Annotated in this window: 20 protein-coding genes; 17 read left to right on the forward strand and 3 right to left on the reverse strand. The window is 75.0% G+C overall.

Going from position 1 to position 23589, the window contains the following annotated elements; genetic code table 11:
• Window positions 1–7: 7 nt before the first annotated feature.
• Both VE546_RS14115 and VE546_RS14120 read right to left on the reverse strand, forming a co-directional pair.
• Window positions 8–1372: a lysine 2,3-aminomutase gene (locus VE546_RS14115; protein ID WP_324922179.1), complete on the reverse strand. Its 1365-nt coding sequence runs from the start codon at window positions 1370–1372 to the stop codon at window positions 8–10.
• Window positions 1373–1566: 194 nt separating this feature from the next.
• Complete coding sequence (locus VE546_RS14120; RefSeq protein ID WP_324922181.1) at window positions 1567–2871, reverse strand: MFS transporter; 1305 nt, start codon at window positions 2869–2871, stop codon at window positions 1567–1569.
• 143 nt (window positions 2872–3014) lie between these two features.
• On the opposite strand from VE546_RS14120, the gene VE546_RS14125 reads away from it, so the two are divergent.
• A complete protein-coding gene (locus tag VE546_RS14125; RefSeq protein ID WP_324922182.1) occupies window positions 3015–3623 on the forward strand; it encodes a CGNR zinc finger domain-containing protein in 609 nt (202 codons plus the stop codon).
• On the opposite strand, the gene VE546_RS14130 is transcribed toward VE546_RS14125, so the two are convergent.
• Window positions 3594–6080, reverse strand: a complete 2487-nt coding sequence (locus VE546_RS14130; RefSeq protein WP_324922183.1) for a condensation domain-containing protein — start codon at window positions 6078–6080, stop codon at window positions 3594–3596. The genes VE546_RS14125 and VE546_RS14130 overlap by 30 nt on opposite strands.
• Window positions 6081–6325: 245 nt before the next feature.
• Between VE546_RS14130 and VE546_RS14135 the strand changes: the two genes are divergently transcribed.
• From VE546_RS14135 to VE546_RS14210, 16 genes are all read left to right on the forward strand, one after another.
• On the forward strand, window positions 6326–6577 hold the full coding sequence (locus VE546_RS14135; RefSeq protein ID WP_324922185.1) for an acyl carrier protein: 252 nt from the start codon (window positions 6326–6328) through the stop codon (window positions 6575–6577).
• On the forward strand, window positions 6574–9795 hold the full coding sequence (locus VE546_RS14140) for an amino acid adenylation domain-containing protein (protein ID WP_324922187.1): 3222 nt from the start codon (window positions 6574–6576) through the stop codon (window positions 9793–9795). The genes VE546_RS14135 and VE546_RS14140 overlap by 4 nt, the downstream gene beginning before the upstream one ends.
• The gene (locus VE546_RS14145; RefSeq protein WP_324922188.1) at window positions 9792–10595 is read left to right on the forward strand and encodes a thioesterase domain-containing protein; all 804 of its coding nucleotides are present in this window, start codon (window positions 9792–9794) and stop codon (window positions 10593–10595) included. The genes VE546_RS14140 and VE546_RS14145 overlap by 4 nt, the downstream gene beginning before the upstream one ends.
• Complete coding sequence (locus VE546_RS14150) at window positions 10592–11332, forward strand: SDR family oxidoreductase (RefSeq protein WP_324922190.1); 741 nt, start codon at window positions 10592–10594, stop codon at window positions 11330–11332. The genes VE546_RS14145 and VE546_RS14150 overlap by 4 nt, the downstream gene beginning before the upstream one ends.
• Window positions 11329–12621 carry a glutamate-5-semialdehyde dehydrogenase gene (locus tag VE546_RS14155; protein WP_324922191.1) on the forward strand — a complete coding sequence of 431 codons (1293 nt, stop codon included), beginning with the start codon at window positions 11329–11331 and terminating at the stop codon, window positions 12619–12621. The genes VE546_RS14150 and VE546_RS14155 overlap by 4 nt, the downstream gene beginning before the upstream one ends.
• Before the next feature lie 161 nt (window positions 12622–12782).
• Window positions 12783–13067, forward strand: a complete 285-nt coding sequence (locus VE546_RS14160; RefSeq protein WP_324922193.1) for an acyl carrier protein — start codon at window positions 12783–12785, stop codon at window positions 13065–13067.
• Window positions 13064–14443 carry a TrpB-like pyridoxal phosphate-dependent enzyme gene (locus tag VE546_RS14165; protein ID WP_324922194.1) on the forward strand — a complete coding sequence of 460 codons (1380 nt, stop codon included), beginning with the start codon at window positions 13064–13066 and terminating at the stop codon, window positions 14441–14443. The genes VE546_RS14160 and VE546_RS14165 overlap by 4 nt, the downstream gene beginning before the upstream one ends.
• Window positions 14440–15564, forward strand: a complete 1125-nt coding sequence (locus VE546_RS14170) for an acyl carrier protein (protein WP_324922196.1) — start codon at window positions 14440–14442, stop codon at window positions 15562–15564. Before VE546_RS14165 ends, VE546_RS14170 begins: the two co-directional genes overlap by 4 nt.
• A gap of 64 nt (window positions 15565–15628) precedes the next feature.
• Complete coding sequence (locus VE546_RS14175) at window positions 15629–15889, forward strand: acyl carrier protein (RefSeq protein WP_324922198.1); 261 nt, start codon at window positions 15629–15631, stop codon at window positions 15887–15889.
• Window positions 15886–17079, forward strand: coding sequence for an acyl-CoA dehydrogenase family protein (locus VE546_RS14180; RefSeq protein ID WP_324922199.1), 1194 nt, complete (start codon window positions 15886–15888; stop codon window positions 17077–17079). The genes VE546_RS14175 and VE546_RS14180 overlap by 4 nt, the downstream gene beginning before the upstream one ends.
• On the forward strand, window positions 17072–18208 hold the full coding sequence (locus VE546_RS14185) for an acyl-CoA dehydrogenase (protein ID WP_324922201.1): 1137 nt from the start codon (window positions 17072–17074) through the stop codon (window positions 18206–18208). Before VE546_RS14180 ends, VE546_RS14185 begins: the two co-directional genes overlap by 8 nt.
• Window positions 18205–18813, forward strand: coding sequence for a 4'-phosphopantetheinyl transferase family protein (locus tag VE546_RS14190; protein WP_324922203.1), 609 nt, complete (start codon window positions 18205–18207; stop codon window positions 18811–18813). Before VE546_RS14185 ends, VE546_RS14190 begins: the two co-directional genes overlap by 4 nt.
• Window positions 18810–19763, forward strand: coding sequence for a hypothetical protein (locus tag VE546_RS14195; RefSeq protein WP_324922205.1), 954 nt, complete (start codon window positions 18810–18812; stop codon window positions 19761–19763). The genes VE546_RS14190 and VE546_RS14195 overlap by 4 nt, the downstream gene beginning before the upstream one ends.
• Window positions 19760–21325: an amino acid adenylation domain-containing protein gene (locus VE546_RS14200; RefSeq protein ID WP_324922206.1), complete on the forward strand. Its 1566-nt coding sequence runs from the start codon at window positions 19760–19762 to the stop codon at window positions 21323–21325. The genes VE546_RS14195 and VE546_RS14200 overlap by 4 nt, the downstream gene beginning before the upstream one ends.
• 14 nt (window positions 21326–21339) lie before the next feature.
• Window positions 21340–21885, forward strand: a complete 546-nt coding sequence (locus VE546_RS14205) for a flavin reductase family protein (protein ID WP_324922208.1) — start codon at window positions 21340–21342, stop codon at window positions 21883–21885.
• Entirely contained in the window at window positions 21882–23501 is a 1620-nt protein-coding gene (locus tag VE546_RS14210; RefSeq protein WP_324922210.1) for an AMP-binding protein, read from the forward strand. Before VE546_RS14205 ends, VE546_RS14210 begins: the two co-directional genes overlap by 4 nt.
• Window positions 23502–23589 lie beyond the last annotated feature (88 nt).

The following is a 23589-nucleotide window of genomic DNA, read 5'->3' on the forward strand; positions in this document are numbered from 1 at the left end:
CTCCTCCCTACCGCTGGTGCCCGGTCGAGCCGGTCCGGGTCAGTTCCGGGCGGGGCGTGCCGTGCACCGCCGCCGCGATGTCCGCCGGGGTGTCCGGGGCGAGTTCCAGTTCGTCGAGCCAGGCGGCGGTGACCGAGTAGCGGGCCCGGAACGGCCGGCCGACCAGCGAGGGGTTCCGGGCCTGCAGCATCCGCAGGTGGAAGAAGCGGCCGTGGACGGTCTCCTCGACCCCGTCGACGACGACCTTCCCCGGGGTGGCGGACATCACCGGGCCGCGCACCGTGCGGGCCAGTCCCGGCAGTTCGCGGTAGGCCGCGCGGAAGATCTCCGACGCCTTCGCCAGCGGCACCTTGAAGTAGTCGTACGGGCCGGTGTCGCGCTCCACGAACATGTAGTAGGGCACGGCTCCCGCGGCCAGCTCCGCGCGCCACAACTCGGCCCAGGTCCGGGCGTCGTCGTTGACGCGGCCGATCAGCGGGGCCTGGCAGTAGACCACCGCGCCGGTGGCGCGGATGCGGGCGACGGCGCGGCGGGCGAGGTCGGTCTCCAGTTCCCGGGGGTGTGTGAAGTGCGCCATGACCGCGAGGGTGCGGCCCGACGCCACGATCCGCTCGAACAGCCTCAGGACCTCGTCGGCGTCCTGGTCGCCGACGAACCGCTGGGGCCAGTAGGCCACCGACTTGGTGCCGATGCGGATGGTGCGCACCGTCTCGACGCCGAGCAGCGGTTCCAGGTGGCCGCGGAGCCGCTCGGTGGACATCACCATCGGGTCGCCGCCGGTGACCAGCACGTCGTGCACCTCGGGGTGTTCGCCGAGGTAGTCGACGAGCCGGTCCGGGGCGGGGGCCGCGAAGCGGAGGTCCGCGTCGCCGACGAACTGCGCCCACCGGAAGCAGTAGGTGCAGTACGAGTGGCAGGTCTGGCCCTGCCCGGGGAAGTACAGCACGGTCTCCCGGTACTTGTGCTGCAGCCCGGGGATCTCCTCGCCCCCCTGGGTGGGCACGTTGAGCTGCTTCTGGCCGGAGGGGTGGGGGTTGAGGCCGGCGCGGATGCGCCGCACCTCGGCCCGGAGGTCGGACCTGGCCGCCCGGTCGCCGACGAGGGGGGCCAGCCGGCGTTCGTCCGCGGCCCGGAGCATTCCGCGCTGCGGGAACACCATCTGGAATATGGGGTCGTCCGGAATGTTGTCCCAGTCGACGAGGCTGGAAAGGACGTATTCGTTGACCCGGAAAGGAAGTACCTGCGAGACGAGCCGCACCGTGTCCCGGATTTCGTCGGACAGTCCGTAGCGCCTGGCGATTTCGTCGATGTGCCGTGGTCCATAGGCGCGGAAGCGTTCCGTTTCCATCAGGGTGGGGGCCATCAAGGACATGCGGCTTCCTCCGTCTCGTGGACACCGGGTTCGCGAATTCGTTTCATGCTATTCGCTCCGGTGTCGGATCGGCCGGGGACTCACGGACCGCTTCATAGCGGTGCCGCATGGGCCGATAGACGGTTCCGTGAAAAGGCGAAAAGGGTGGGGACGCGCCGGAGGCGCGCTCCCACCCCGCCGTCGGGCCGCCGGGGTCAGTCCGGGGCCGGACGCGCCGTCGCCTCCTCCAGCGCTCCGGGCGTCACGACGCGCAGGAACGGAACGATCACCAGGAGGGTGGCCACGGCGAAGACGGCGAACGCCGCCCGCAGCCCGAACCACTCGGCGAGCACGCCCACCAGTCCGGCCCCCAGCGGCATCGCGCCCCAGCTGAACAGGCGCGCGGCGGCGTTGTAGCGGCCCATCAGCTCGGTCGCCACCAGGCGCTGGCTGATGGTCCGCGAGTTCACCGTCCACAGCACGCCGCCCATGCCGCCGACGAAGGCGCCCGCCGCCACCAGCCACAGATTGGTGGTGAGCACCGGCGCGGCCACCATGGCGGCGGTGCCCAGCAGGTCGGCGAACATGGCCCAGCGCCGGCCGAGGAGCCGGTTGATCAGGCTCACGGTCAGCGCGCCCACCAGGCCGCCGGCCCCGAGGGCGCTGAGCAGCATGCCGTACTGCCGCGCGTCCAGCCCCATCAGGGAGGTCGCCACCAGCGGCATCAGGGCGAGCCAGGCGCCCCAGCAGGCGCACAGCACGGTCAGGGCGAGCGCCATCATCCGCAGCAGCCGCTGGTGCCACAGGAAGCGCAGCCCCTCGGCGATCCGCTGGTTCACCGTGCCGGTGGGCCCGTCGCCGTCGGGGCGGGGCGCGAACCGGCCGACCAGCAGGGCCAGCACCACCATGCCGGCCACGTACGCCGCGCCGGTGGTGCCCAGCGCGACGCTCGCGCCCGCCGCCACCAGGATGCCGCCGACGAAGGGGCCGCAGAACTCGTTGCAGACCGTCTCGGCGCCGGCCACCCAGGCGTTGGCCCGCTCCAGCCCCCCGGGCGCGACCGCCGTCGGCACCAGGGCGGCGGCGGAGGTCAGCGCGATGACCTCGGCGACCCCCAGCGCGAGACCGCCCAGGTACAGGACCGGGAGGCTGGTCGTACCGGTGATGGTGGTGGCCAGGAGTGCCGCGATGGCCGCCAGCCGGACGAGGTTGGCGACCCACAGCAGCCGGCGCCGGTCGAAGCGGTCGACCAGCACGCCGACGTGGAGCGCGGTCAGCAGCCACGGCAGCGTGAGGGTCAGCCCGACGCCCGAGACCTGGGCGGGGGACTGGGTGAGCTGGGTGGCCAGCAGCGGCAGCGCGACCTTGGTGACGCCGTCCGCGAGGTTGGTGAGGGAGGTGAACAGCACCAGCACGGTGGTGTTCCGCGCGCTCACGGCGTCCAGCGGGTGGCCCGGTGGGGGTGTCGGCGGTGTCTTCGGCGAGGCCGCGGAGGCCGGGCCGACGGCGGTGTTCTCCATCGAGTAACTCCCTAAGCCATTTTGGTGGTCAGCATAGTACTGACCTGCTGGGCCCGCAGAAAGAGGATTGCTAACCTGGTAGGCGAAGTGACTGGTTAGTGACCGAATATCGACTGGTGCGCCGATCGAACCGAGGAGGGCGTATGACCGGACCGTCTGCGGCGGTCGAGCTGATCGCGGACTTCGCCAACACCGTCGACCTGGAGAGCGGGCGGGACGAACTGGCCACTCCCGCCGGGCTCGCCCGCTGGCTGGTCGACGCGGGCCTCGCCGAGCGGGCGCCCGACGTCACGGAGGACGACCTCCAGGCCTGCCTGGACCTGCGCACCGGCATGCGCGAGGCCCTGGACGACGGCGGGACGCCCGCGTCGCCGCACCGGCTGGCGCTGGCCGACGCCGTGCTGGCCCGGCTGCCGCTCCTGGTCACCCTCTCCGCACCGGCCGCACCGCCGGACGGGGGACGGGCGCCCGCCGTCCTCGTCCCGGCACCGGACCTCCCCGCCGTGTCCTCGGCCATGGCGCGGCTGGCCGTCGCCTGGGCCGAACTGGTGCTGACCGGGCGGATACGGCGGCTGAAGCGGTGCGCGGAGCGGCGGTGCGGCGAGGTCTTCTGGGACACCTCCCGCAACCACAGCCGCCGCTGGTGCTCCATGCAGGTGTGCGGCAACCGGGCCAAGGCCCGGCGGCACACCGCCCGCCGGGCCGGGACCGGTCCGGCCGGTTCAGCCGGCCGAACCGACCGGACCGGCTGAACCGGTCACGACCGGCAGCAGGCCGACCGCGAGTTCGGCCGTGCGACGGGCGTGGCGGCCCTGCAGCATCGCGTAGTGGTCGGCGTCCACCCGTTCCACCGACAGCCCGCCCGTGCACCAGGCGCCCCACCGCCGCACCAGCCCGGCCGGCAGGTCGGCGGCCACGACCAGCGCCGGGACGTCGACGGGTGCCTCGCCCCGGTACCCGGCCATGGCCGTGTGGTGCCGGCGGTGCAGCTCCCAGTGCGCGGCCAGGGTGTCGGACCGGGCGTCGTGCCCGGCGGTGCGCAGCAGCGCGGTGAGCGCCTCGATGCCGGCCCGCGCCGACGTGCCGGTCCGCAGCACGTCCGGGCACAGCGGGTGCGCGCCCACTCCCCGCAGCACGGCCTCGGCGAAGAAGCCGAAGTCGGTGGAGGCGTAGTCGTACCCGTGGTCCGGCGGCGGCGCGTCGAGCAGCAGCAGCGGCGGCGGCCGGTGCCCCGCGCGCCGCAGCCGTACCGCCATGGCGTGGGCCAGGAGCCCTCCCATGGACCAGCCGCCGAGCACGTCGGGCAGCCCGGCCCCGGCCAGCAGGGCGCGGCCGTACCGGTCGGCCATCGCGGCCAGGTCGGCCTCGCCGGAGCCGTCGTCCTCGCTGACCGAGACCCGCCAGTGCGGCGGCAGGGCCTCGACCAGGGCGCGGTAGGGCAGCCGCCCCACACCGGCGCCGTGCACCAGGTGCAGGTGCGGTCCGCCGGGGCTGCCGGTGCTGAGCCACCGCAGCCCGCCGGCGGACTCCGCGTCCGACGCGGCGGCGTCCCCGGCGGGGACGGCCTCCCCGACCGGGGCGGCGGTCGCGGCGACGGTGTCCGCCGGGGCCCGGCCGGCGACCAGCCGCGCCAGCCGTGCGGGGGTCGGCCGGTCCAGCCAGTCGGCCACGTCGATCCGGCTCCCGGTCCGCTCCTCCACCGTGGCGATGAGCGAGAGCACCTGCAGGGAGTGGCCGCCGAGCTCGAAGAAGTCGTCCTCCGGACCCACCTCCACGCCCAGGATCTCGCGCCAGACCTCCAGCATCCCCTCGTCCGCCGCCGTCGCCGCGGGCTCGGCCGTCCGCCCGTCCGCGACCGCCGCCGCGGCGGGCCCGGCGGCGCGTGACGCCACGGTCAGCCCGCCGAGGGCGCCGCCGTCCCCGGCCGCCGCGGTCAGCACCCGGTCCAGGTCGCCCAGCAGGGTCTCGACGGCGTTCCGGGTCAGCCGCCGGGTGTCGTACTCGACCTCGACCACCGTGCCCGCGCCGTCCTCGAACAGGCTGATCAACAACTGGCACCGGGCGCTGGTGCTCGGGCTGGGCAGCAGCCGCGCGGGCTGTCCGCCCAGGCTCAGGCCGGAGCCGATCGAGCCGTGGTAGGTGATCACTATCTCGGGCCCGGAGCCCATCGCCGCCCGGTCCGCGGCGGACAGGCCCGCCACCGCGTCGGCGAAGGGGACGTGCTGGTACGGCAGGCTCTCCCACAGCCCGTCGCGGGCCCGGCCCACCACCGCGTCGAAGTCGTCCGCGGGCGAGACCTCGTCGGCCAGCAGCACGACGTTGCCGCAGTAGCCCACCGCACGCTGGTCCTCCAGGGTGGACCGGTTGGCCATCATCACGCCCAGCGCGGTCCGGCCGCGCGCTCCGCCGAGCGCCAGCACCGAGCGCAGCGCCGCCAGTTGCACGGCGAACGCCGTACTGCCCGCCCGCCGGGCGGCGGCGGCCACCGCGGCGGTCGCCTCCGGCGACTGGCGGCGCCTGAGCACCTCGCCGCGGTCGCCGGCGCCGGGCCCGCCGGGCCGGTCCGGGGCCAGCGCGGCCAGGCGCGTACCGGCCAGCCGGTCCGGCCAGAAGGCGCGCTCCGCGGCCCCGAGCGGCCTGCGGGCGCGCCCGGCGAAGGCACGGTGCGAGACCGCCGGCCCCTCGAACACCTCGTCGCCGGTGACCTGCGGACCCCGTTCCCGTACGGCGCGGTAGGCCGTCTCCAGGTCCTCGGCGACCAGGTGCAGCGCCCAGCCGTCGAGCACCGTGTGGTGCACGGTGAGCAGCAGCTCCTGCCGCTCCGCCACGGTGACCAGGGCGGCGCGGGCCAGCGGCGCGGCATCCAGCTCGAACGGGCGCGCGTGCCACTGCCGGGCCAGGGCGTCCGGCAGCCCCGCCGCGTCCGGGGACGCCGGAGCGGCGTCCCAGCCCACCTCGGCCAGCTCGGCCTCCACCACCGGACGGACCACCTGGACGACCGCGTCGTCGCGGCGGGAGAACGACGTCCGCAGCGCCTCGTGCCGATCGGTCACCAACTGCCAGGCGCGCCGCAGCACGCCGGCGTCGAGCCCGGCCACCCGCATGCGCCAGGTCAGGTTGTAGACGTCCTTCCGGGCAGCGCGGTGGTGCATCCACCACAATGCCTCCTGCGCCGGCGAACTGGGCACTTCGATCGGTGCTGGATTCATATTTCCTCACCCGGTGTCGGGACGCGATTATTCCCGGACATGGTTCGCGCCGGAAAAGCCGGGGGCAAGCCCTCGGCCATAGGGTCATAGGAATCCTTTATCGGCCCTGCTCGGAGCGCGCGTCTATGGCCTCATGCGCCGTCCTTATCGCCGCCGCCCGCGGATTCCTTGACCGTGCCGACACCGCCGCGCCTACCATTCGAGCCATCCCGGAAAACGACGGAATCGAGCAGGGAGTGCATTCGATGGACCAGGCTGTGCAAGATATCGGCGATGCCGTTGACTCCGCCCTCGCCAAGTTCATTCGCGTGCCCTACACCCCCGAATCGGAACTGAGCCGGATCGGTCTGGACTCGCTGTCGATCGTGCGGATCGCCGTGGAGGTCGTGCCCGACGCCGACCAGGAGATCGACGCGAGCGAGCTGGCCGGGCTGCGCACGGTGGGCGAGTTCCGCACCTGGCTGTGCGGCCTCGCCGCCCCGGGCGGTGCCCGGTGACGGCGACGGTCGACGGGACGGCCGGGAGCGGGGCCTGGACCGCTCCGCTGACCGAGGCGCAGATCGGCCTCCTGCTGGTGCAGCGGTCGGTGACCGCACGGCACCTGTACAACGTGCCGGTCGAGATCGAACTGGACCCGGCCGTCACGGACCCCTGCCTGCGTGCCGCGCTGTCCGACGTCGTCGCCGTCCAGCCGGCCCTGCGGACGGCGCTGCGGCCGGCACCGCAGCCCCACGCCGGCCTGCTCGCACCCCCGTCCCCCGAGAACCTCCCGCTGACCGAGGCGGTGGCCGGCGACGACTTCGACCGGCACAAGGACGAGGTGGTCCAGGCGCTGGCCGCCACGGAGTTCGACCTCGCCGAGCCCCCGCTGTTCCGGGCGGTGCACCTGCGCTCCGCCGCGGGCGACCGGCGCGTGCTGGTCCTCGTCGTGCACCACACGGTGTTCGACGGCTTCTCGCTCCAGCCCCTCGTCAAGGACCTGAACGCGGCGCTGCGCGGCGACCTCGACGTGGCGCGGCTCCGGCCGGCCCGGGAGCGGGCCCTGCACCGCGAGCTGTCCGCGCAGTGCGAGGCCGCCGCCGACCCGGCCGCGGCCGAGGCGGCGGCCGACATGGGGGCCAGGCTGCGGGCCACCCCCGCCACCGTGGTGTACCCGCGGCCGAACCGCCCGGCGGAGACGGACTTCACCGGGCGCCGGCGGCACCGGCTGCTGGACCCGGCCGCGTCGGCCGCCGTGGACCGGGCGTGCGAACGCCTGGCCACCACACCGTTCGTGTTCTTCTCCGCCGTGTACGGGGCGGTGCTCGCCCGCCACACCGGCAACTCCGCGGTCACCTTCGGCAGTCCGCTGCTGTCCCGCCGGACGATCGGCTCCTACAGCCTGTGCGGGTTCTTCGTCAACACGCTCCCGCTGGTGCTGGACGTCGACTGGGACACCGGCTTCGACCGGTACGTGGCGGAGGTGGTGGAACCGCGGGTGCGGGAACTCAAACAGCGCGCCGCCGTCCCGTTCAGCCAGGTCGTACGGCACGCCGACCCCGACCGCTCCACCAGCCGCAACCCGCTGTTCTCCGTGATGCTGGCCATGCAGGACTCCACCGAGGTGGCCGGGCCCGGCGCGGTGCGGTCCCTGCGGGAGCACGGCAACGGCGCCGCCAAGTTCGACCTGTGGCTCGGGGTGACGCCCACCGCCGCCGGATGGCTGCTGGAGCTGGAGTACGACGTCGCGCTGGTGCCCGAACCGGTCGCGGAGGGGGTGCTGGACTCCCTGTGGGAGGCGCTCGGCCGCGCCGCGGGCGACGAGACGCGGACCCTGTCGGAGCTGTTCTCGGACGCCGCGGCGCAGCCGTGGCGGGCCGACGACGGGCACTGGCACGAGCCGGCCGCCGCGGACCTGGACGGCTGGTTCCGCGCCACCGCCCGGCGGGTGCCGGACAACACCGCGGTGACGGAGCCGGGCCGGAGCCTGTCCTACCGCGAACTGGACGCCGCGGCCGGCCGGCTGGCGTCCGGACTGCGGGGCCGCGGCATCGCGCCGGGACAGGTGGTGGGCCTGACCACCAGCACGCTGGCCGACACCGTGACGACGATCCTCGCGGTGCTCCGGGTGGGCGCGGCCTTCCTGCCGCTCGACCTGACGCTCCCCGCCGAACGGCTGGCCTACATGGTGGAGAAGGCGGACTGCCGGCTGGTGATCGGCGAGGGAGAGGTCCCCGGACGCACCGTCGTCCCGCCCGCCGAGGCGGCCGTGCCCGCCGGCGCCGCGGACGGCGCAGCCGCCGCAGCGGCGGACACCGGGCGGCCGGCCGGCGGCCAGGGCGGCTACGTGATGTTCACCTCGGGCTCCACCGGCCGGCCCAAGGGCGTGGTGATGGGCAACGGACCCCTGCTCAACCTCACCGCCTGGCAGCTCGACGCGCTCGCCATGGACGCCTCCACCCGCTTCCTGCAGTACGCGCCGCTCGGTTTCGACGTGTCGTTCCAGGAGATCCTGCCGACCCTCATGGCCGGCGGCACCGTGGTCTCCCGGGAACCCGCCGACCGCCGGGACCTGCCCGCGGTGGTGCGGCGGGTCACGGAGAGCGAGGCCAGCCACGTGTACCTCCCGGTGGCCGCGCTGCGCCCGTTCGTACAGGCCGCGGTGGCCGCGGACGCGGCGTTCGAACACGTCACCCACGTCTGCGTCTCCGGCGAGCAACTGGTCGTCGACGGGGAGGTCGAGGACTTCTTCGCCCGGCGGCCGTGGATCGAGCTGGTCAACCTGTACGGACCGACCGAGACCCACGCCGTCTCCACCCACCGGCTGTCGGCGGCCGCACCGGGCTGGCCCCCGCACGTGCCGGTCGGGCGTCCCATCCGCAACGTCACGGCACAGGTCGTCGACTCCACGGGCCACCTCGCGCCGATCGGCGTGGCGGGGGAGCTGCTCGCCGGCGGGGCCTGTCCGGCCGTCGGCTACATCAACGACCCCGAGCAGACCGCCAGGCGGTTCGTCGGCGACCCCTACGGGCCGCCCGGCGCCCGCCGCTACCGCACCGGCGACCAGGTGATGTGGAACCACGAGTCGGTGCTGGTGTTCCTCGGCCGGGACGACCACCAGGTCAAGATCCGCGGCTTCCGGGTGGAACTCGGCGAGGTGGAGAGCGCGGCGCTGGCGCACCCCGAGGTGCGCGAGGCGGTGGCGGCCGTACGGGGCGAGGGCGCCGACCGGCACCTCCTCCTCTTCCTGCGGCCCGCCGAGCGGCCCGGCGGCCCGGCGGCCCCGGCGCCCGGCGGCCTGCCCGACGACGTCGCACGGCAGCTCGCGGCCCGGCTGCCCGGCTACATGGTGCCGCGGAGGGTCCTGGTGGTCGACGCCATGCCCACCACCGGCAACGGCAAGTTCGACCGCCCGGCGCTGCTCGCCCTGGCCGACCGGCTGATCGAGCACGAGCGGGACCGGCACGAGGAGCGCGTCCCGCTGCCGGACGACGCGCTGGAGGCGTGGCTCCTCGACCTGTGGTCCGAACTGCTGGACCGCCGGGACCTGCCCGCCGCCGGCTCGCTGCTGGAGTACGGCGCCCACTCGCTGAACGTGCTCACCGCGCTCGCCCGGATCGAGGAGGAGTACGGGGTGCGCGTCCCGGTCCTCGACTTCTTCCGGGCCCCCACGGTCCGGGAGCTGGCCGGGCTGGTGCGCGCGGGCTCGGCCCGGCCGGTACTGGAGGGACGGTGACCGCACCGGCCGCCCCGCCGGGGAGCGTCCCCCTGCTGACGCCCGTCTCCAACGGCCGCGGCCCGGGGCCCCGCAGCGTCCTGCTGCACCCGGCGGGCGGCGGCCTGGGCCCCTACCTGGGCATCGCCCTCCAGCTCAGCCGCCGGGGCGCGGTGCACGGGGTGCGGGCGGCCGGGCTGATGACGGGGGAGGAGCCCGACCGGTCGGTGCCCGCCATGGTCCGGCGCTACCTGGCGCTCGTCGACGGCCTCGGCGAGCCGCCCGGCCTGCTGCTCGGCTGGTCGCTCGGCGGCGTCCTGGCCTGGGAACTGGCCTCGGTGCTCGCCGGGCGGGGGCACCGGCCCCGGGTCGTGATGATCGACAGCCCGGCGCTGCCGGTCGCCCACGACCCCGGGGAGCGCCGGACGCTGCGCGACCGGGTGCTGGAATCCGCCGGCGCGGCACCGCACGGACACGACGCCGCCCTGGTCGCCCGGACCACGGACGCGCACCTGGAGGCGGTCGGCGCCCACCGCGTGCGGTCCGCGCACGACTGCCCGACGCTGCTGATCACCTGCACCGGCGGGGCGTCCGGCGGGAACGACTCCGCCCACCTCGCCGCCTGGCGCGCCCTCGCCGCGGACCTCCGGGTCCGCGAGATTCCCTGCGGCCACTTCGAGGTGCTCACCCCCCGGCACCTTCCGGCGGTCATGGACCACCTCACCGCGTTCCTGCGGGAGACGGCCTTCGACACCGCCGCGCACCCTGCGGACGCCGCAGCGCACCACACCAACGCCCACCGCGAAGAGGAGGAGCGATGACCGAGCCACTTGCCGTGGTCACCGGCGGAACCAGGGGCATCGGCCTGGAACTGAGCCGGCGCCTGATCCACCTGGGACACCGGGTGGTCGCCTTCTACTGGTCCGACCGGACGGCGGCCGAGAAGTGCGAGGCCGAACACCCCGGCCGGCTGACCGCGATGCGCGTCGACCTCGCCGACGCCGACGCCGTCACGGCCGCCGCCCGCCGGGTGCTCGCCGAGCACGGCACCCCGGCCGTCCTGGTGAACAACGCGGGCATCAACCTCGACCGCCCGTTCCTGGAACTGACCCGGGAGGACTGGCGGCGCGTCCTCGACACCAACCTCTCCGGACCGTTCTGGCTCACCCAGGCGCTCGCCCCCGCCATGCTCGACGCGGGCGGCGGCCACGTGGTGAACGTCGGCGCCACGACCGGCATGCGCCCGCGGGTGAACGGCGCCAACTACTGCGCGAGCAAGGCCGGCCTGCTGCAACTGACCAAGTGCCTGGCCCTGGAACTCGGCCCCACCATCCGGGTGAACTGCCTGATCCCCGGAATGATCGACACCGAGGAGCTGCGCACCCGCTGGCGCCTGGACGACCCGGAGCGGATGGCGCAGACGCTGGACGAGATACCGCAGCGCCGCATCGGCACCACCGAGGACGTGGCCGACGCGCTGGAGTTCATCGTCGGCCCGAACGGCTCCTACTTCAACGGGCAGAAGCTGATCGTCGACGGCGGGCAGTTCATGTGGTGACCGACGACCCGACGAACCGGCTCCTGGGCTCCGCGCGGGCCGCCCTGCACGCGGCACCGCCGATCGGGGACGACGCCTACCCCCGTTACTGCCGGGAACTGGCCCGGGGGCTCACCGCCGCCTGGCCCGCGGTGGTCGCGGCCAACCGGCAGGACGTCGCCCGGGCCGAGGAGGACGGACTGCCGCCCACCCTGGTCGACCGGCTCCGGCTGACCGACGCCCACCTGGCCGGCCTGGTACGGCTGTGCGCCCAGGCGGAACGGGAACTCCCGCACGTCACCCGCGGCGGCGAACCCGTCCCGGCCGGGGACTGGGGCACCCTGCGCAGGATCCCCAAACCGCTCGGCGTGGTGTTCATGATCTACGAGGCACGGCCGACGGTCACGGTGGACGGCGCGCTGCTGCCCGTCGTCGTGGGCAACGCCGCGCTGCTGCGCGGCGGCAAGGAGATCGCCCGCACCGACGCGGCGCTCGCCGAGGTCATCGGTGCCGCCCTGACCGCGGCCGGGCTGCCGCGCGACCTGGTCACCGTGGTACGGGACCCGGACCGCAGGCTGATGAAGGCCCTGCTGGCCCGGCCGGACGCGGTGGACGTGCTGGTGCCCCGCGGCAGCCCCTCGCTCATCGAGTACTGCCGCTCCGCGAGCTCCATCCCGCTGATCGCCAGCGGCGGCGGCGTCAACCACCTCTACGTGCACCGCAGCGCCGACCTGGAACTGGCGGCCGAGATCACCCTGGACAGCAAGGTGCCGGAGCCGGCCGGCTGCACCTCGGTGGAACTCGTCCTCGTCGACCGTGAGGTGGCCGGGGAGTACCTGACGGCCCTCCGGCGCCTGGCCGGGAAGCGCGGCGCCCCGTTCACCGTACGGCTCGACCCGTCGGTCCCGGCCCCCGACGGGCCCGGCGACCCCGCCGACCAGGACGGCCTCTGGCGGACACAGCCGCTGCAACCGCACGACGTGGGGCGGGAGTTCCTCGACCCGGTGATCGCGGTGCTGGCCGTGGACACCCCGGACGAGGCCGTCGAGCACATCCGGCGCCACGGCTCCACGCACACCGAGGGCGTGGTGGCGCGGGACCGGACGGTCGCCGAGCGGTTCACCCGCCGGGTGGACGCCGCGACGATCGTCGTCAACGGATCGCTCCGGCTGCACGACGGCCCCAAGCTCGGACTGGGCGCCGAGATCTCCATCGCCACCGGCCGGCTGCACGTCCGCGGCCCGGTCACCCTCGGCTCGCTGGTCTCCGGCACCTGGGTGGTGGAGGCCAACGGCGAACTGCGCGGGTGACCGCGGCGCCCGCCGCCGGGTCACTGGGCCGCCGGGCGCGCGGACGACACCGCTCCGGCACGGCACACGCACCACCGCATCCAACCGCTTCGATCCGACATCCGTTCCGTGCCCGCCGAACGCCGTGGCGCCCGGGCACGCAGATCCCAGAGGGGTCCTTCATGTCCGCTGTGGAACAGCTCGACCGGGCGGCGGTCGCCGACGCCGTCAAGCGCGTCGTCATCGCCGAGTCCCGACTGTCCATCAGTCCCGACGACATCACCGAGGACGAGCCGCTCGTCGGCGACCTGCTGCGGGTCAACTCCCTCGGCTTCGTCGGGATGCTGGTGCGCATCGAGGACGAACTGGCCGTCACGCTCCCCGACGACCTCTTCGTGGGACGCAGCTTCCGCACCGTCGCCGACCTGGTGGACGTGGTGCGCTCCGGCGCGGTGGTGACCCGATGACCGCCGTGCTGCCCCCGGCGTGGCGCAGCGTGTTGCCGCACCTGGGCCGGCCCATGCCGCCGGACCTGACGCCCGAGTCCGCCGGAGGCTCGGCGGTACAGGTGAACCTCCCCCTGGAACTGGTCCGGCAGAGCGTGCTGGACCGCGAGTACTGGGAGATCCCCGGGGAAGTGGCCGACGCCTACCGCCGCTTCCGGCCGACCCCGCTGTGGCGGGCCACCGGCTTCGAACGGGCCGTCGGCGCGCGGGTGCCGGTCTACGTCAAGTACGAGGGCGGCAACATCTCCGGCAGCCACAAGCTGAACACCGCGCTGGCCCAGGCGTACTACTACAAGAGGGCCGGGATCCGGGAGCTGGTCACCGGCACCGGCGCGGGCCAGTGGGGCACCGCGCTGGCCGCCGCCTGCGCGCTCTTCGGACTGCGCTGCCGGGTGTTCATGGTCGAGTCGAGCCTGCGGCGCAAGCCCTACCGCGGCGTACTGATGCGGATGCTCGGCGCCGAGGTGCACTCCAGTCCCAGCGGGCTCACCAAGATCTCCGGGAAGCCCGCCGAGCAGATCGGCAACAGCCTGTCGCTGGCCATCGGCGAGGCGGTGGAGTACGCGGCCGGGCACGAGGGCGCGGCGTTCTCCATCGGCAGCGGCGAGACCTACAGCATCCTCCACCAGTCGGTGATCGGCCTGGAGGCCCAGGCCCAACTGGCCGAGGAGGACGCCGAGATCGACACGGTGGTCGGCTGCGTGGGGGCCGGCTCCAACTTCGGCGGCATCGCGCTCCCCTTCTTCGCGGAGTCCGCGGCCGGCGGCGAGCGGCCGCTGCTGGTGGCCGCGGAGTCCAGCACCGCGCCCAAGCTCACCCGGGGCGTGTACGCCTACGACAAGACGGACGCGACCGGCTCCGGACCGCTGGAGGCGATGTACACCATCGGCAGCGACTACCGCATCCCGGACGCGCACTCGGCGGGCCTGCGGTTCCACGGCGCGGCGAAGGTCATCTCGGCGATGCGCCACTCCGGCGACATCGCGGCCACCGCCGTGACCCAGAACGACGCCCTGGAGGCCGGCCGCCTCCTGACCCTGCACGAGGGGGTGCTGCCCGCGCCGGAGTCCGGGCACGCCCTGGCGGCCGCCGCCCGGCTGGCCACCGACGGCGCCGACGGCATGCGGGCCCGGCGCGGCGTCCTGGTGTGCGTCAGCGGCCACGGCTACCTCGACCTCGCCGCCTACGAGCAACTGCTCGACGGCGAACTGGGCGACGAGGCCCCCGACGGCCCGGCACTGCTCGCCGCGGTCTCCGGACTCACACCGGTCGGGGCGGAGCCCGGGGCCACCGGCCCGGGACGGACCGCCCTGCTGACGACGGGGGTGAGGCCGTGACGACCGGGGCCACCGCGGCCCCGGACGCCGCCGGAACCGTACGGGCCGAGCTGCTCGACTGCATCCAGTCGAACCTGGCCGTGCTCGCCGACCGGTTCCACGGGCCGGGCCGCCACCTGCTGCTCGGCGCCACCCTGCGCTTCCGGCCGCGACCGGGCCCCGCCGGACTGCCCACCGTGGAGCCGCCGCTGGAGGAGCAACTCGCCGACGCCGCCCGGCTGGGCCTGGCCGAGCGCGCCCGCTGGCACCGGGTGCCCGGAGCCGAGCTGCGGACGCTGGCCGAACGGCACGGTCCGCTCTACGCGGTCGCCGACGCGTTCCACATGCCGTGGCTGCCCTACCACGGACAGCGGCACATGGAGCACAGCTTCCTGGTCGAGCCGGCGCCGGCCGCCGCCGGCATCACCGACGCCTACTACAACCCCACTCCCTGGGGGCTGGCCGCCCCCGGCCGCTGGGAGCAGGACTGGCACGCGCTGCCCACCGCGTCGGTGGTGGTGCTGCTGGAGCCGGCCGCCGACGGCACCGGGGCGCCCGGGACCGTCACGCCGGGGACCGACCTGGCCCCGGCGGCGGAGCGGGAGCGGTACGTGGCCGCGTTCGCGGACCACCCGGACCGGGTGGCCGCGCTCGAACAGCTCACCGCGGAGACCTGGTTCCTGGCCCGCTCCCGCAAGCTGCACGCCGCCTGCCGCGACGCCCTGGGCCGGCCGGCGGGACCGGGAACCGAGGACCACCTGCGCCGGTGGGACCGGCTCGCCGAGCAGACGTTCGTGGCGCTGCGCCGCGTCCAGCGCGGCCGGCCCGAGCCGGAGCGGCTGCTGCCCGAACTCGCCGCCGCCCTCGCCGCCGACCGGGCGGTCTTCGACGGCGCGGCGGACGGGCTGCGCACCGCGGTGGTCGCCGTCGTGGCCGAGGTGCTCGGCACCGGGGTCGAGGCCGTGCTGGCCGCTCCGGAGCTTCCCGCCCTCCGGGGGTTCGACTCCTTCCGGGTGGTGGAGATCGTCGAGGGCCTGGAGGAACGCCTGGGCATCGAGTTCGACCCGGAGGAGCTGCTGCCGGAGAACCTGCACCACCTGGACGAGCTGTGCCGGCTGGTCGCCAGGTCGGCCCGGCCGTAACCCCCGCCCCCAACCCTCGCCCCAATCCTCCCCGCCACCCCCACCGTGACAAGGAGTCACCACGATGGACCCGCGCTTCACCGAACTGCTCACCCCCTTCCTGAAGCTCCTCGGCGGCCGGGAGATCACCCCCGAATCCAGGCTGCCCGACCTCGGACTGGACTCCATGCAGTCCATCGAGCTGCTCTTCGCCATCGAGGACACCTTCGGTGTCTCACTGCCGGACGAGGACCTCAACGACACCACCTTCGCCACCGCGGGCAGCCTGTGGACCGTCATACAGGCCGCCGGCCGGGCGCCCGGCACCGCGGCGGGTGCGGCATGACCGCCGCCGCGGCGGCCCGCACCCTCCCGGCGGCGGCCGAGCGGCCCGCCCTGGCCGAGCGCGCCGAGGCGGTCGCCCGGGTGGCCGAGGAGCACGCCGCCCGCACCGACCGGGACGCGGTGTTCCCGGTCGAGGCGCTGGCCGCGATGCGCGAGAGCGGGCTGCTGGGACTGCTCGTCCCGGTCGAGTACGGCGGACTCGGCGGCACCGTCGGCGACCTGGTCGACGTCTCCATCCGGATCGGCCGTGCCGACATGTCGACGGCGATGATCCTCGCGATGCACTGCCAGCAGGTCGCCGGGATCGTCGGCCACGCCGGTCCCCGGCTCCGCGACGAACTGCTGCCGGAGATCGCCGCCGGCCGCGCCTACCTCGCCTCGGTCACCACCGAGACCGGCAAGGGCGGGCACCTGCTGAGCGCCGAGGCGCAACTGGCCGCCGAGGACGGCAACCTGCTCATCGACCGGTTCGCCCCGATCGTGACCGGCGGTGCCCACGCCGACGCCTTCCTGATCACGCTGCGCAGCCCCGGGGCGACCTCGCCCGCCCAGGTGTCCCTGGTGTACGCCCGCAGGGACCAGTTGGACATCGCCGCCACCGGGGACTGGCAGCCGCTGGGGATGCGGGCCAGCCACAGCATCGCGCTGCGGCTGACCGGCACGGTGCCCGGACACCAGGTGGTCGGCGAGCACGGCGAGTTCTCCCGGATCGCCACCAGGGTGTTCGCCCCGCTGGCGCACATCGGCTGGTCCGCGTGCTGGCTGGGCACCGCGAGCGGCGCGCTGTCCCGCGTCCTGACACTGATGCGCGGCGCCGGCCGGGGACGCTTCGAGCTCGGCTCGGAGCTGCTGCTGAGCCGGCTCTCCAGCGCCCGGCAGCGGGTGGACACCGTGCACGCCCTGCTGCGCCACACCGAGCAGGTCTTCGGCGCCGCCGCCGACGTCTCCACCCCGCGCGTCCAACTGCTGCTGAACGCGCTGAAGATGACCGCGGCGGAACAGTGCCACGCGGCCGTGAACGACCTCGTCGACGCGGTCGGCCTGCGCCACGGGTACCTCAGGGACTCGCCCACCCGGCTGGAGGCGGCGCTGCGCGACCTGCGCTCGGCGGCGCTCAACTACCACAACGACCGGCTGCACCTGGCCGACGGGCGACTGGCGCTGCTCGACCCGGAGGTGCACCTTGTCTGACCCGGCAGTGCTGCTGTCCCCGGGGAGCGTACGGGAACCCCGCACGGACTCCGGCCCGGACATCACCGCGGACACCGGTGGACGGGAGGTGTGGGCCGCGCTCGGCGCGGCGGGACGCATCGCCGCGGTGTTCCGCGACGGCGACCCGGCCGCGGGCGTGGACCCCGCTCGACTGGGCGAGCTGCTGGCGGACGTCGACGCCAGGACCGGAATCGGCTCGACGCTCGCGGTGAGCGTGCAGATCGCCACGGCGGTCCCGCTGCTGACCCTCGCCCGCGGCCAGGACCAGGAACCGGCCCTGCGCGCCGAGCGGCAGGCGCTGGCGGGCACGGCGGTCGTCGCGCTGGCCGCCACCGACGAGACGGCCGGATCCGACCTGGCCGGCCTCCGCACCGAACTGCGCATCGGCGAGGCGGAGCTGGAACTCAACGGCACCAAGCGGTGGATCACCAACGCGACGCAGGCGGACTACTTCCTGGTGCTCGCCCGGCACCGGCCCGGCCGGCACTTCACCAACTTCACCTGGGTGCTGGTGCCGGCCTCCGCCCCCGGGATCACCGTGGAACGCGCCGACACCGAGCTGTTCGACGGCTCCGGCACCGGCCACATCAGGTTCGACGCGGTACGGCTGCCCCGCGACCACCTGGTCGGCAGACCGGGGCGCGCGCTGGCCTCCTTCGCCGCGCACATCGCCGTGGAGCGGCTGGCCGGAGCCCTGTGGGGGATCGCGCTGTGCCGCAGGGTGCTGGCCGACACCAAGCGGCGGCTGGAGGCGCGCCCCACGGCGGACGGCACGCTGTGGCAGGCCGAGGCCGTCCGGCAGCGGTTCGGCAGGTGCCTGGTGCTCGTACGGCAGTTGCAGGCGCTGACCCGGGAGCTGGGGGAGCCGGTGGCCCGGCGGCACGACGCCACCTCCGCGGCCCTGCTCAAGAGCAGCGTCGCGCTCACCCTGGAGGAGGTGCTCGCCGAGTGCGCCCACTTCCAGGGCGCCGAGGGCTTCTCCGGCACCGGCGCCCAGCGGCTGCGCCCCCAGGCCGCGCTGTTCGGCATCGGAGGCGGGAGCACCGAGGTGGTCCTGTCGATCGTCGCCGGGGCGGCCGACACCGTACTCGCGGAGCTGTCGCCATGAGCGTGATCGAGGTGGCGCCCGGCGTGTGGGCGATGGCGCACAGCGGCCCCGGGCTGCGGTCGGCGCAGGCCGGGGACGTCGCGGCGGCGGCCGGCATGCCCGGCTGGCGGGCCGAGGAGTTCCTCGCCGGGCGGGCGCTGCTGCGCCGGCTGCTGGCCGCCGTGCTGCCGCGGGCCGCCACGGCCGCCGTGGTCCCCGGCCCCAGCGGCAAGCCCGTACTGGCCGGCTGGGAGCGGGTGGGCGTCAACGTGACGCACGACGACGGGCACTACGCCGCCTGCGCCGCCGTCGGCCGTGCGGTGGGCATCGACGTCCAGAGCCCGCCCGCGCGCCTGGACGACGCCCTGCTGCGGCGCTGCGTACGGCCGCCGCACGCCGGGGAGGTCGCCTCGCTCGACGCGCCGGACCGCGCCCGGGAGTTCGCCTGGATCTGGACGGTGCAGGAGGCGTGCGTGAAGGCCGCGGGCACGGGCCTGTCCGGCCGCCCCTGGACCATCGACGTGCCGCCCGGGAGCCGGACCGGCACCTGGCGCGGATTCACCTGGCGCAGCCTGCGCGAGCTGTCCGACACGCCCCTGAGCTGCGCCTGGAAGGAGTCGCCGTGACCATCCCCGCGCCCCCGGCGCCCCCCGGGGAGGCCGAACTCAGTTGCTACACGACCAACCTCGTCGCCCACCTGCGGCCCTGGCTGCCGGACGTGGACGCCAGGCTGGCGCACGCCGTGCGGCTCGCGGTCCGCACCGACGCGGCCGGCACCGGCCTGGCGTTCTCCCAGCACCGGCGCATCGACCGTACGGCGGACGGCCGCGAGCTCGGCTACCGGTCCGCCGCCGACTGGGCGTCGGCCCGCGCCGGGCTCGCGGCCGAGGCGGCGGAGGCGGGCCGGGTGCTGGCCGTCGGGAACACCCGCCTGCTGCCCTGGTCCCCGGCGTACGGCAGGGAGGACGTCCCGCACTGGGTGCTGCTGGAACCGGCGCCGGGCGGCGGACCCGGCTGGTGGGTGACCGACCACTTCGCGGCGCTCCTGCCGCACGGCGAGCAGCGTCCGTACTCCGGCCCGCTGGACGAGGACGGGCTGCGCGCCGCGCTGACGCCGGTCCCGCACGCCGCGCCGGAGACCACCCTGCGCGACGTCCACGCCCTGGGCACCGCCGTCCCCCTGCCCGATCCCGCGCACTACCGCTGGCTGGCCTGGCAGCCCGCCGCGCCGGAGCCGCCGCGGGAGGGGGAGTGGCTGGCGGACCCCCTGGCCGCGCTGGAGTTCCTGGCCGCCCGGCTCGGTGCCGACGAGCAGGCCCTGGCCCGCAACACCGACGACCTGTGGGCCGCCGCACGGCACCACCGGCACCGGCTGTCCACGCTCGCCGACGCCGGACTGCTGCCGCGCGCCCCGGCGCTGGCGGCCGCCGCGAGCTGGTCGGAGCTGCCGCGCTCGCTGCGGTTCGCCGCCGCGTCCGCGGAGCGCGGCCGCCCCCGTCCCGGCGTCGTGGCCAGGGCGTTCCACGACGTGATCACCACCATGGCCCGCTTGGCGAAGGAGGACGTGTCCCGATGAACGACGACCGGACCGACTGGACGATGTACGACTGGTTCGCGGCGTCCGTCGCCGCGCACGGCGACGGACAGACCGCACTCGAAGTCGCGGACGACACGCTGAGCTACGCCGAGCTGGACGCCGTGGCGGCCCGGCTGGCGGGCAGGCTCGTGGCCCGGCACGGCGGGGTCCCGGCCCGCGTCGGACTGCTCGCCTCGCGCTGCACCCTCGCCTACGCGGGCTACCTGGCCGTCCAGCGGCTGGGGGCCGCGGTCGTCCCGCTCAACCCCGGCTTCCCCGTGGCGCGCAACGTGGCCATCACCGAGGCCGCCGGACTCGACCTGGTGATCGCCGACGAGCGGGTGCCGGCGAGCCGGGAGCTGCCGGTACCGGTCCTGGCCCTGTCCCCCGGGGAGGTGCGGGAGCTGCGCACCGGGCCGGTGCCCGAGCTGCCCGCCGCCACCGCGGGCCCCGGCGACCTGGCCTACATCCTGTTCACCTCCGGCTCGACGGGCGCGCCCAAGGGCGTCCCGATCCAGCACCGCAACGTCTCCGCCTACCTGCGGCACGTCATACCGCGCTACGAACTGGGCCCGCGGGCCCGGGTGTCGCAGACCTTCGACCTCACCTTCGACCCGTCGGTGTACGACATGTTCGCCGCCTGGGGCTCCGGCGCCACCCTGGTCGTCCCCGGCCGGAACGACCTGCTCGCCCCGGTCCGCTTCGTGAACCGCCGGCGCATCACCCACTGGAACTCCGTCCCCTCGATCGCCTCCATCGCGCTGCGGCTGCGCGCGCTGGCCCCCGGCAGCATGCCGACGCTGCGCTGGAGCCTGTTCTGCGGCGAGGCCCTGACGCTGAAGCTCGCGGAGACCTGGCGGGCGGCGGCCCCGAACACGGTCCTGGAGAACATCTACGGGCCGACCGAGATGACCGTCACCTGGACGGAGTTCCGGCTTCCCGAACGCGTCGAGGACTGGCCGCGCCCGGCCAACGGCACGGTCCCCATCGGCACCCCCTACCCGGGCCAGGAGCACCTCGTCCTGGACGAGGAGGGCCGGCCCGCCGACGACGGCGAGCTGTGCGTGCGCGGGTCGCAGCGGTTCCCCGGATACCTGGACCCGGCCGACAACACCGGCCGGTTCCACTCCTTCGACGGGCGGCGGGCCACGCCCTACGACGGCTCCGGGCCGCTGACCGCCGAGCACTGGTACCGCACCGGCGACCGGGTGCGCACGGCGGACGGCCAGTTGGTCCACCTCGGCCGGCTGGACCACCAGCTCAAGGTGCGCGGCTACCGCATCGAGCTGGGCGAGATCGAGGCCGTCCTGCTCCAGCAGCCCGGGGTGGACGAGGCGGTGGTCGTCGCGCTGCACGCCCCGGACGGCGAGGTGGACCTGGTGGCCGCCTGCACCGGCGCCGCGGCCGACCCGGAGCGGTTGCTCGACGCGCTGCGCTCCCGGCTGCCCGCCTACATGGTGCCGCGCGACATCACGAGGCTGGACGAGCTGCCGCTGAACCCGAACGGCAAGGTCGACCGCACGGTGCTGGCCGCCTCGCTGTCCCCGGCGCCGAACGCCTGAGAGGAGACCGGTCCGTGACCACCGACCTGCAGGCCGGCGTCCTCGACGCGGTGGACGAGACGTCCTTCCGCCGGGCGATGTCCCGGTTCCCGACCTTCGTCACCGTGATCACCGCGGCGACCCCGTCGGGTGCCGTCGGCTGCACCGCCACCTCGGTCATGTCGCTGTCGCTGCGCCCGCCGACGCTCATGGTCTCGCTGGACTCGGCGGGCCGCACGCTCGGCGACGTCCTGTCCGCGGGGGAGTTCGCCGTGAACGTGCTGTCGTGGAGGCAGCGGGACCTGTGCCGCCGGTTCGCCGCCGGCGATCCGCGGCGCCGCTTCGACGGAGTGCCGCACTCGGCGTGGGACGGCGTGCCCGTCCTGGACGACGCGCCGGCCACCGTCGTGTGCCGGCTCGGCGGAACCGTCCCGGTGCTGGACCACACGCTGCTGATCGGCACCGTGCGGCTGACCCGCACCCGTCCGGACGACCCGCTCGTGCTGCTGGACGGGGTCGGCCACGCCGTGGCCGCGGCCACGGACCCCGACGCGTCCGAACCCAGGAGGGCAACGTCATGAGTGTGGAGCTGGAGAGCACCGTCCCCACCGGCGCACAGCCGGGGACGCTGCACGAGTTCATGCTGGCCGCGGCCGGCACCACCCCGGACCGTCCCGCGGTGGTGGAGTTCGCCGGGAACGGGGACGTCCGCGTCACCCCCTACCGGCGACTGGCGCACCTGGTCCACGAGTACGCCGCCGGGCTGGACGAACTGGGGCTCGACATCGGTGACCGGGTCGTGCTGGAGTCCGACACCTCGGCCCACGCCATCGCGGCGCTCCTGGCCTGCTCCTCGCTGGGACTGCCGTTCATCCCGGTCAGCCCCGAGACCCCCGACCAGCGGCTGCGGACCATCCTGGCCGCCGCCGAGCCCGCGCTCTACCTCCGCGCGGCGGGGCTGAGCCGCGACGCGCTCACCGAGCGGCCGGCCGACGGCCGGTTCGGGCCGGACGGGCTGACGGTCGAGCGCCGCCCGGCACCGCGGGTGCGCCACCGCAGGGAGCTGACCGGCACCGACACCGCCTACGTCATCTTCACTTCGGGCACCACGGGCCGCCCCAAGGGCGTGGTGATGAGCCACCGCGCGGTCCTCTCGTTCTACCGCGGCATGCTCCACCACGGCATCGTCACCGACCAGGACCGGGTCGCCACCACCTCCCCGCTGCAGTTCGACTTCTCCCTGCTGGACATCGGGCTCGCCCTGGGCAGCGGGGCGGCCGTCGTCCCCGTGCCCCGCACCCTGCTGCGCTGGCCGAGCCGGTTCCTGCGCGTCCTGCGGGACACCGGGGCCACCCAGGTCAACGGGGTGCCGTCGATCTGGCGCCAGGCGCTGCGGCACCTGCCGGACGAGCTGGCCCGGCTGGAGGCGGTGCGGGGCGTCCTGTTCTGCGGCGAGGAGTTCCCGCTGCCCGAACTGCGCCGCCTCCAGCAGCTCCTGCCGCACGCGCGCCTCGTCAACTGCTACGGCGCCACCGAGTCGATGGCGTGCTCCTTCACCGACGTGCCCAACCCGCTCACCGAGGACGTGGAGCGGCTCTCCATCGGCTTCGCGCACCCGGGCGCCGAGATGACGGTCATCGACGCGCAGGGCCGGCCGGTCGAGGAGCCCGGCGTCACCGGCGAGATCCACCTGCGCAGCCCCGCCCTGTTCACCGGCTACTGGGACGATCCGGCGGCCACCCGGGCCGCGCTGGTGCCCGATCCGCTCGACCCGAGATCCGGCCAGGTCGTGTTCCGCACCGGCGACCTGGCCTGCCGGGGCGAGCACGGCGAGCTGTACTTCTGCGGGCGCGTCGACTCCCAGGTGCAGATCCGCGGCAACCGGGTGGAACTCGGCGAGGTCGAACGCCGGCTGCTGGAGTTCCCCGGCGTCACCGCGGCCACGGCGCTGGTGCTGCGGCCTCCGTCGGGGGAGGCCGAACTGGCGGCCTTCGTCGTCTTCGGACCGGGCGCACGGGTCGCCGGGGAGGCGGAGCTGGCGGGCTTCTGCCGGCAGGCACTGCCCGGCTACATGGTGCCGCAGACGACGTTCGCGGTGGACGGGCTCCCGGTGACCGCGAACGGCAAGGTGGACCGGGCGGCGCTGACGGCGCAGGCGGCGGAGAGAAGGGGATGGCGGGGCGACCGCACCGGGTGAGAGAGCCGCTCACCAGCCCGGCGGCGTACGCCCGGTGACGGGGCGTGCGCCGCCCGGGCGACTCGGAACGGCGCACGCCGCCCTCATC

The organism is Streptomyces sp., from assembly GCF_035644915.1.
In the GTDB taxonomy this organism is placed as follows: Bacteria; Actinomycetota; Actinomycetes; order Streptomycetales; family Streptomycetaceae; genus Streptomyces.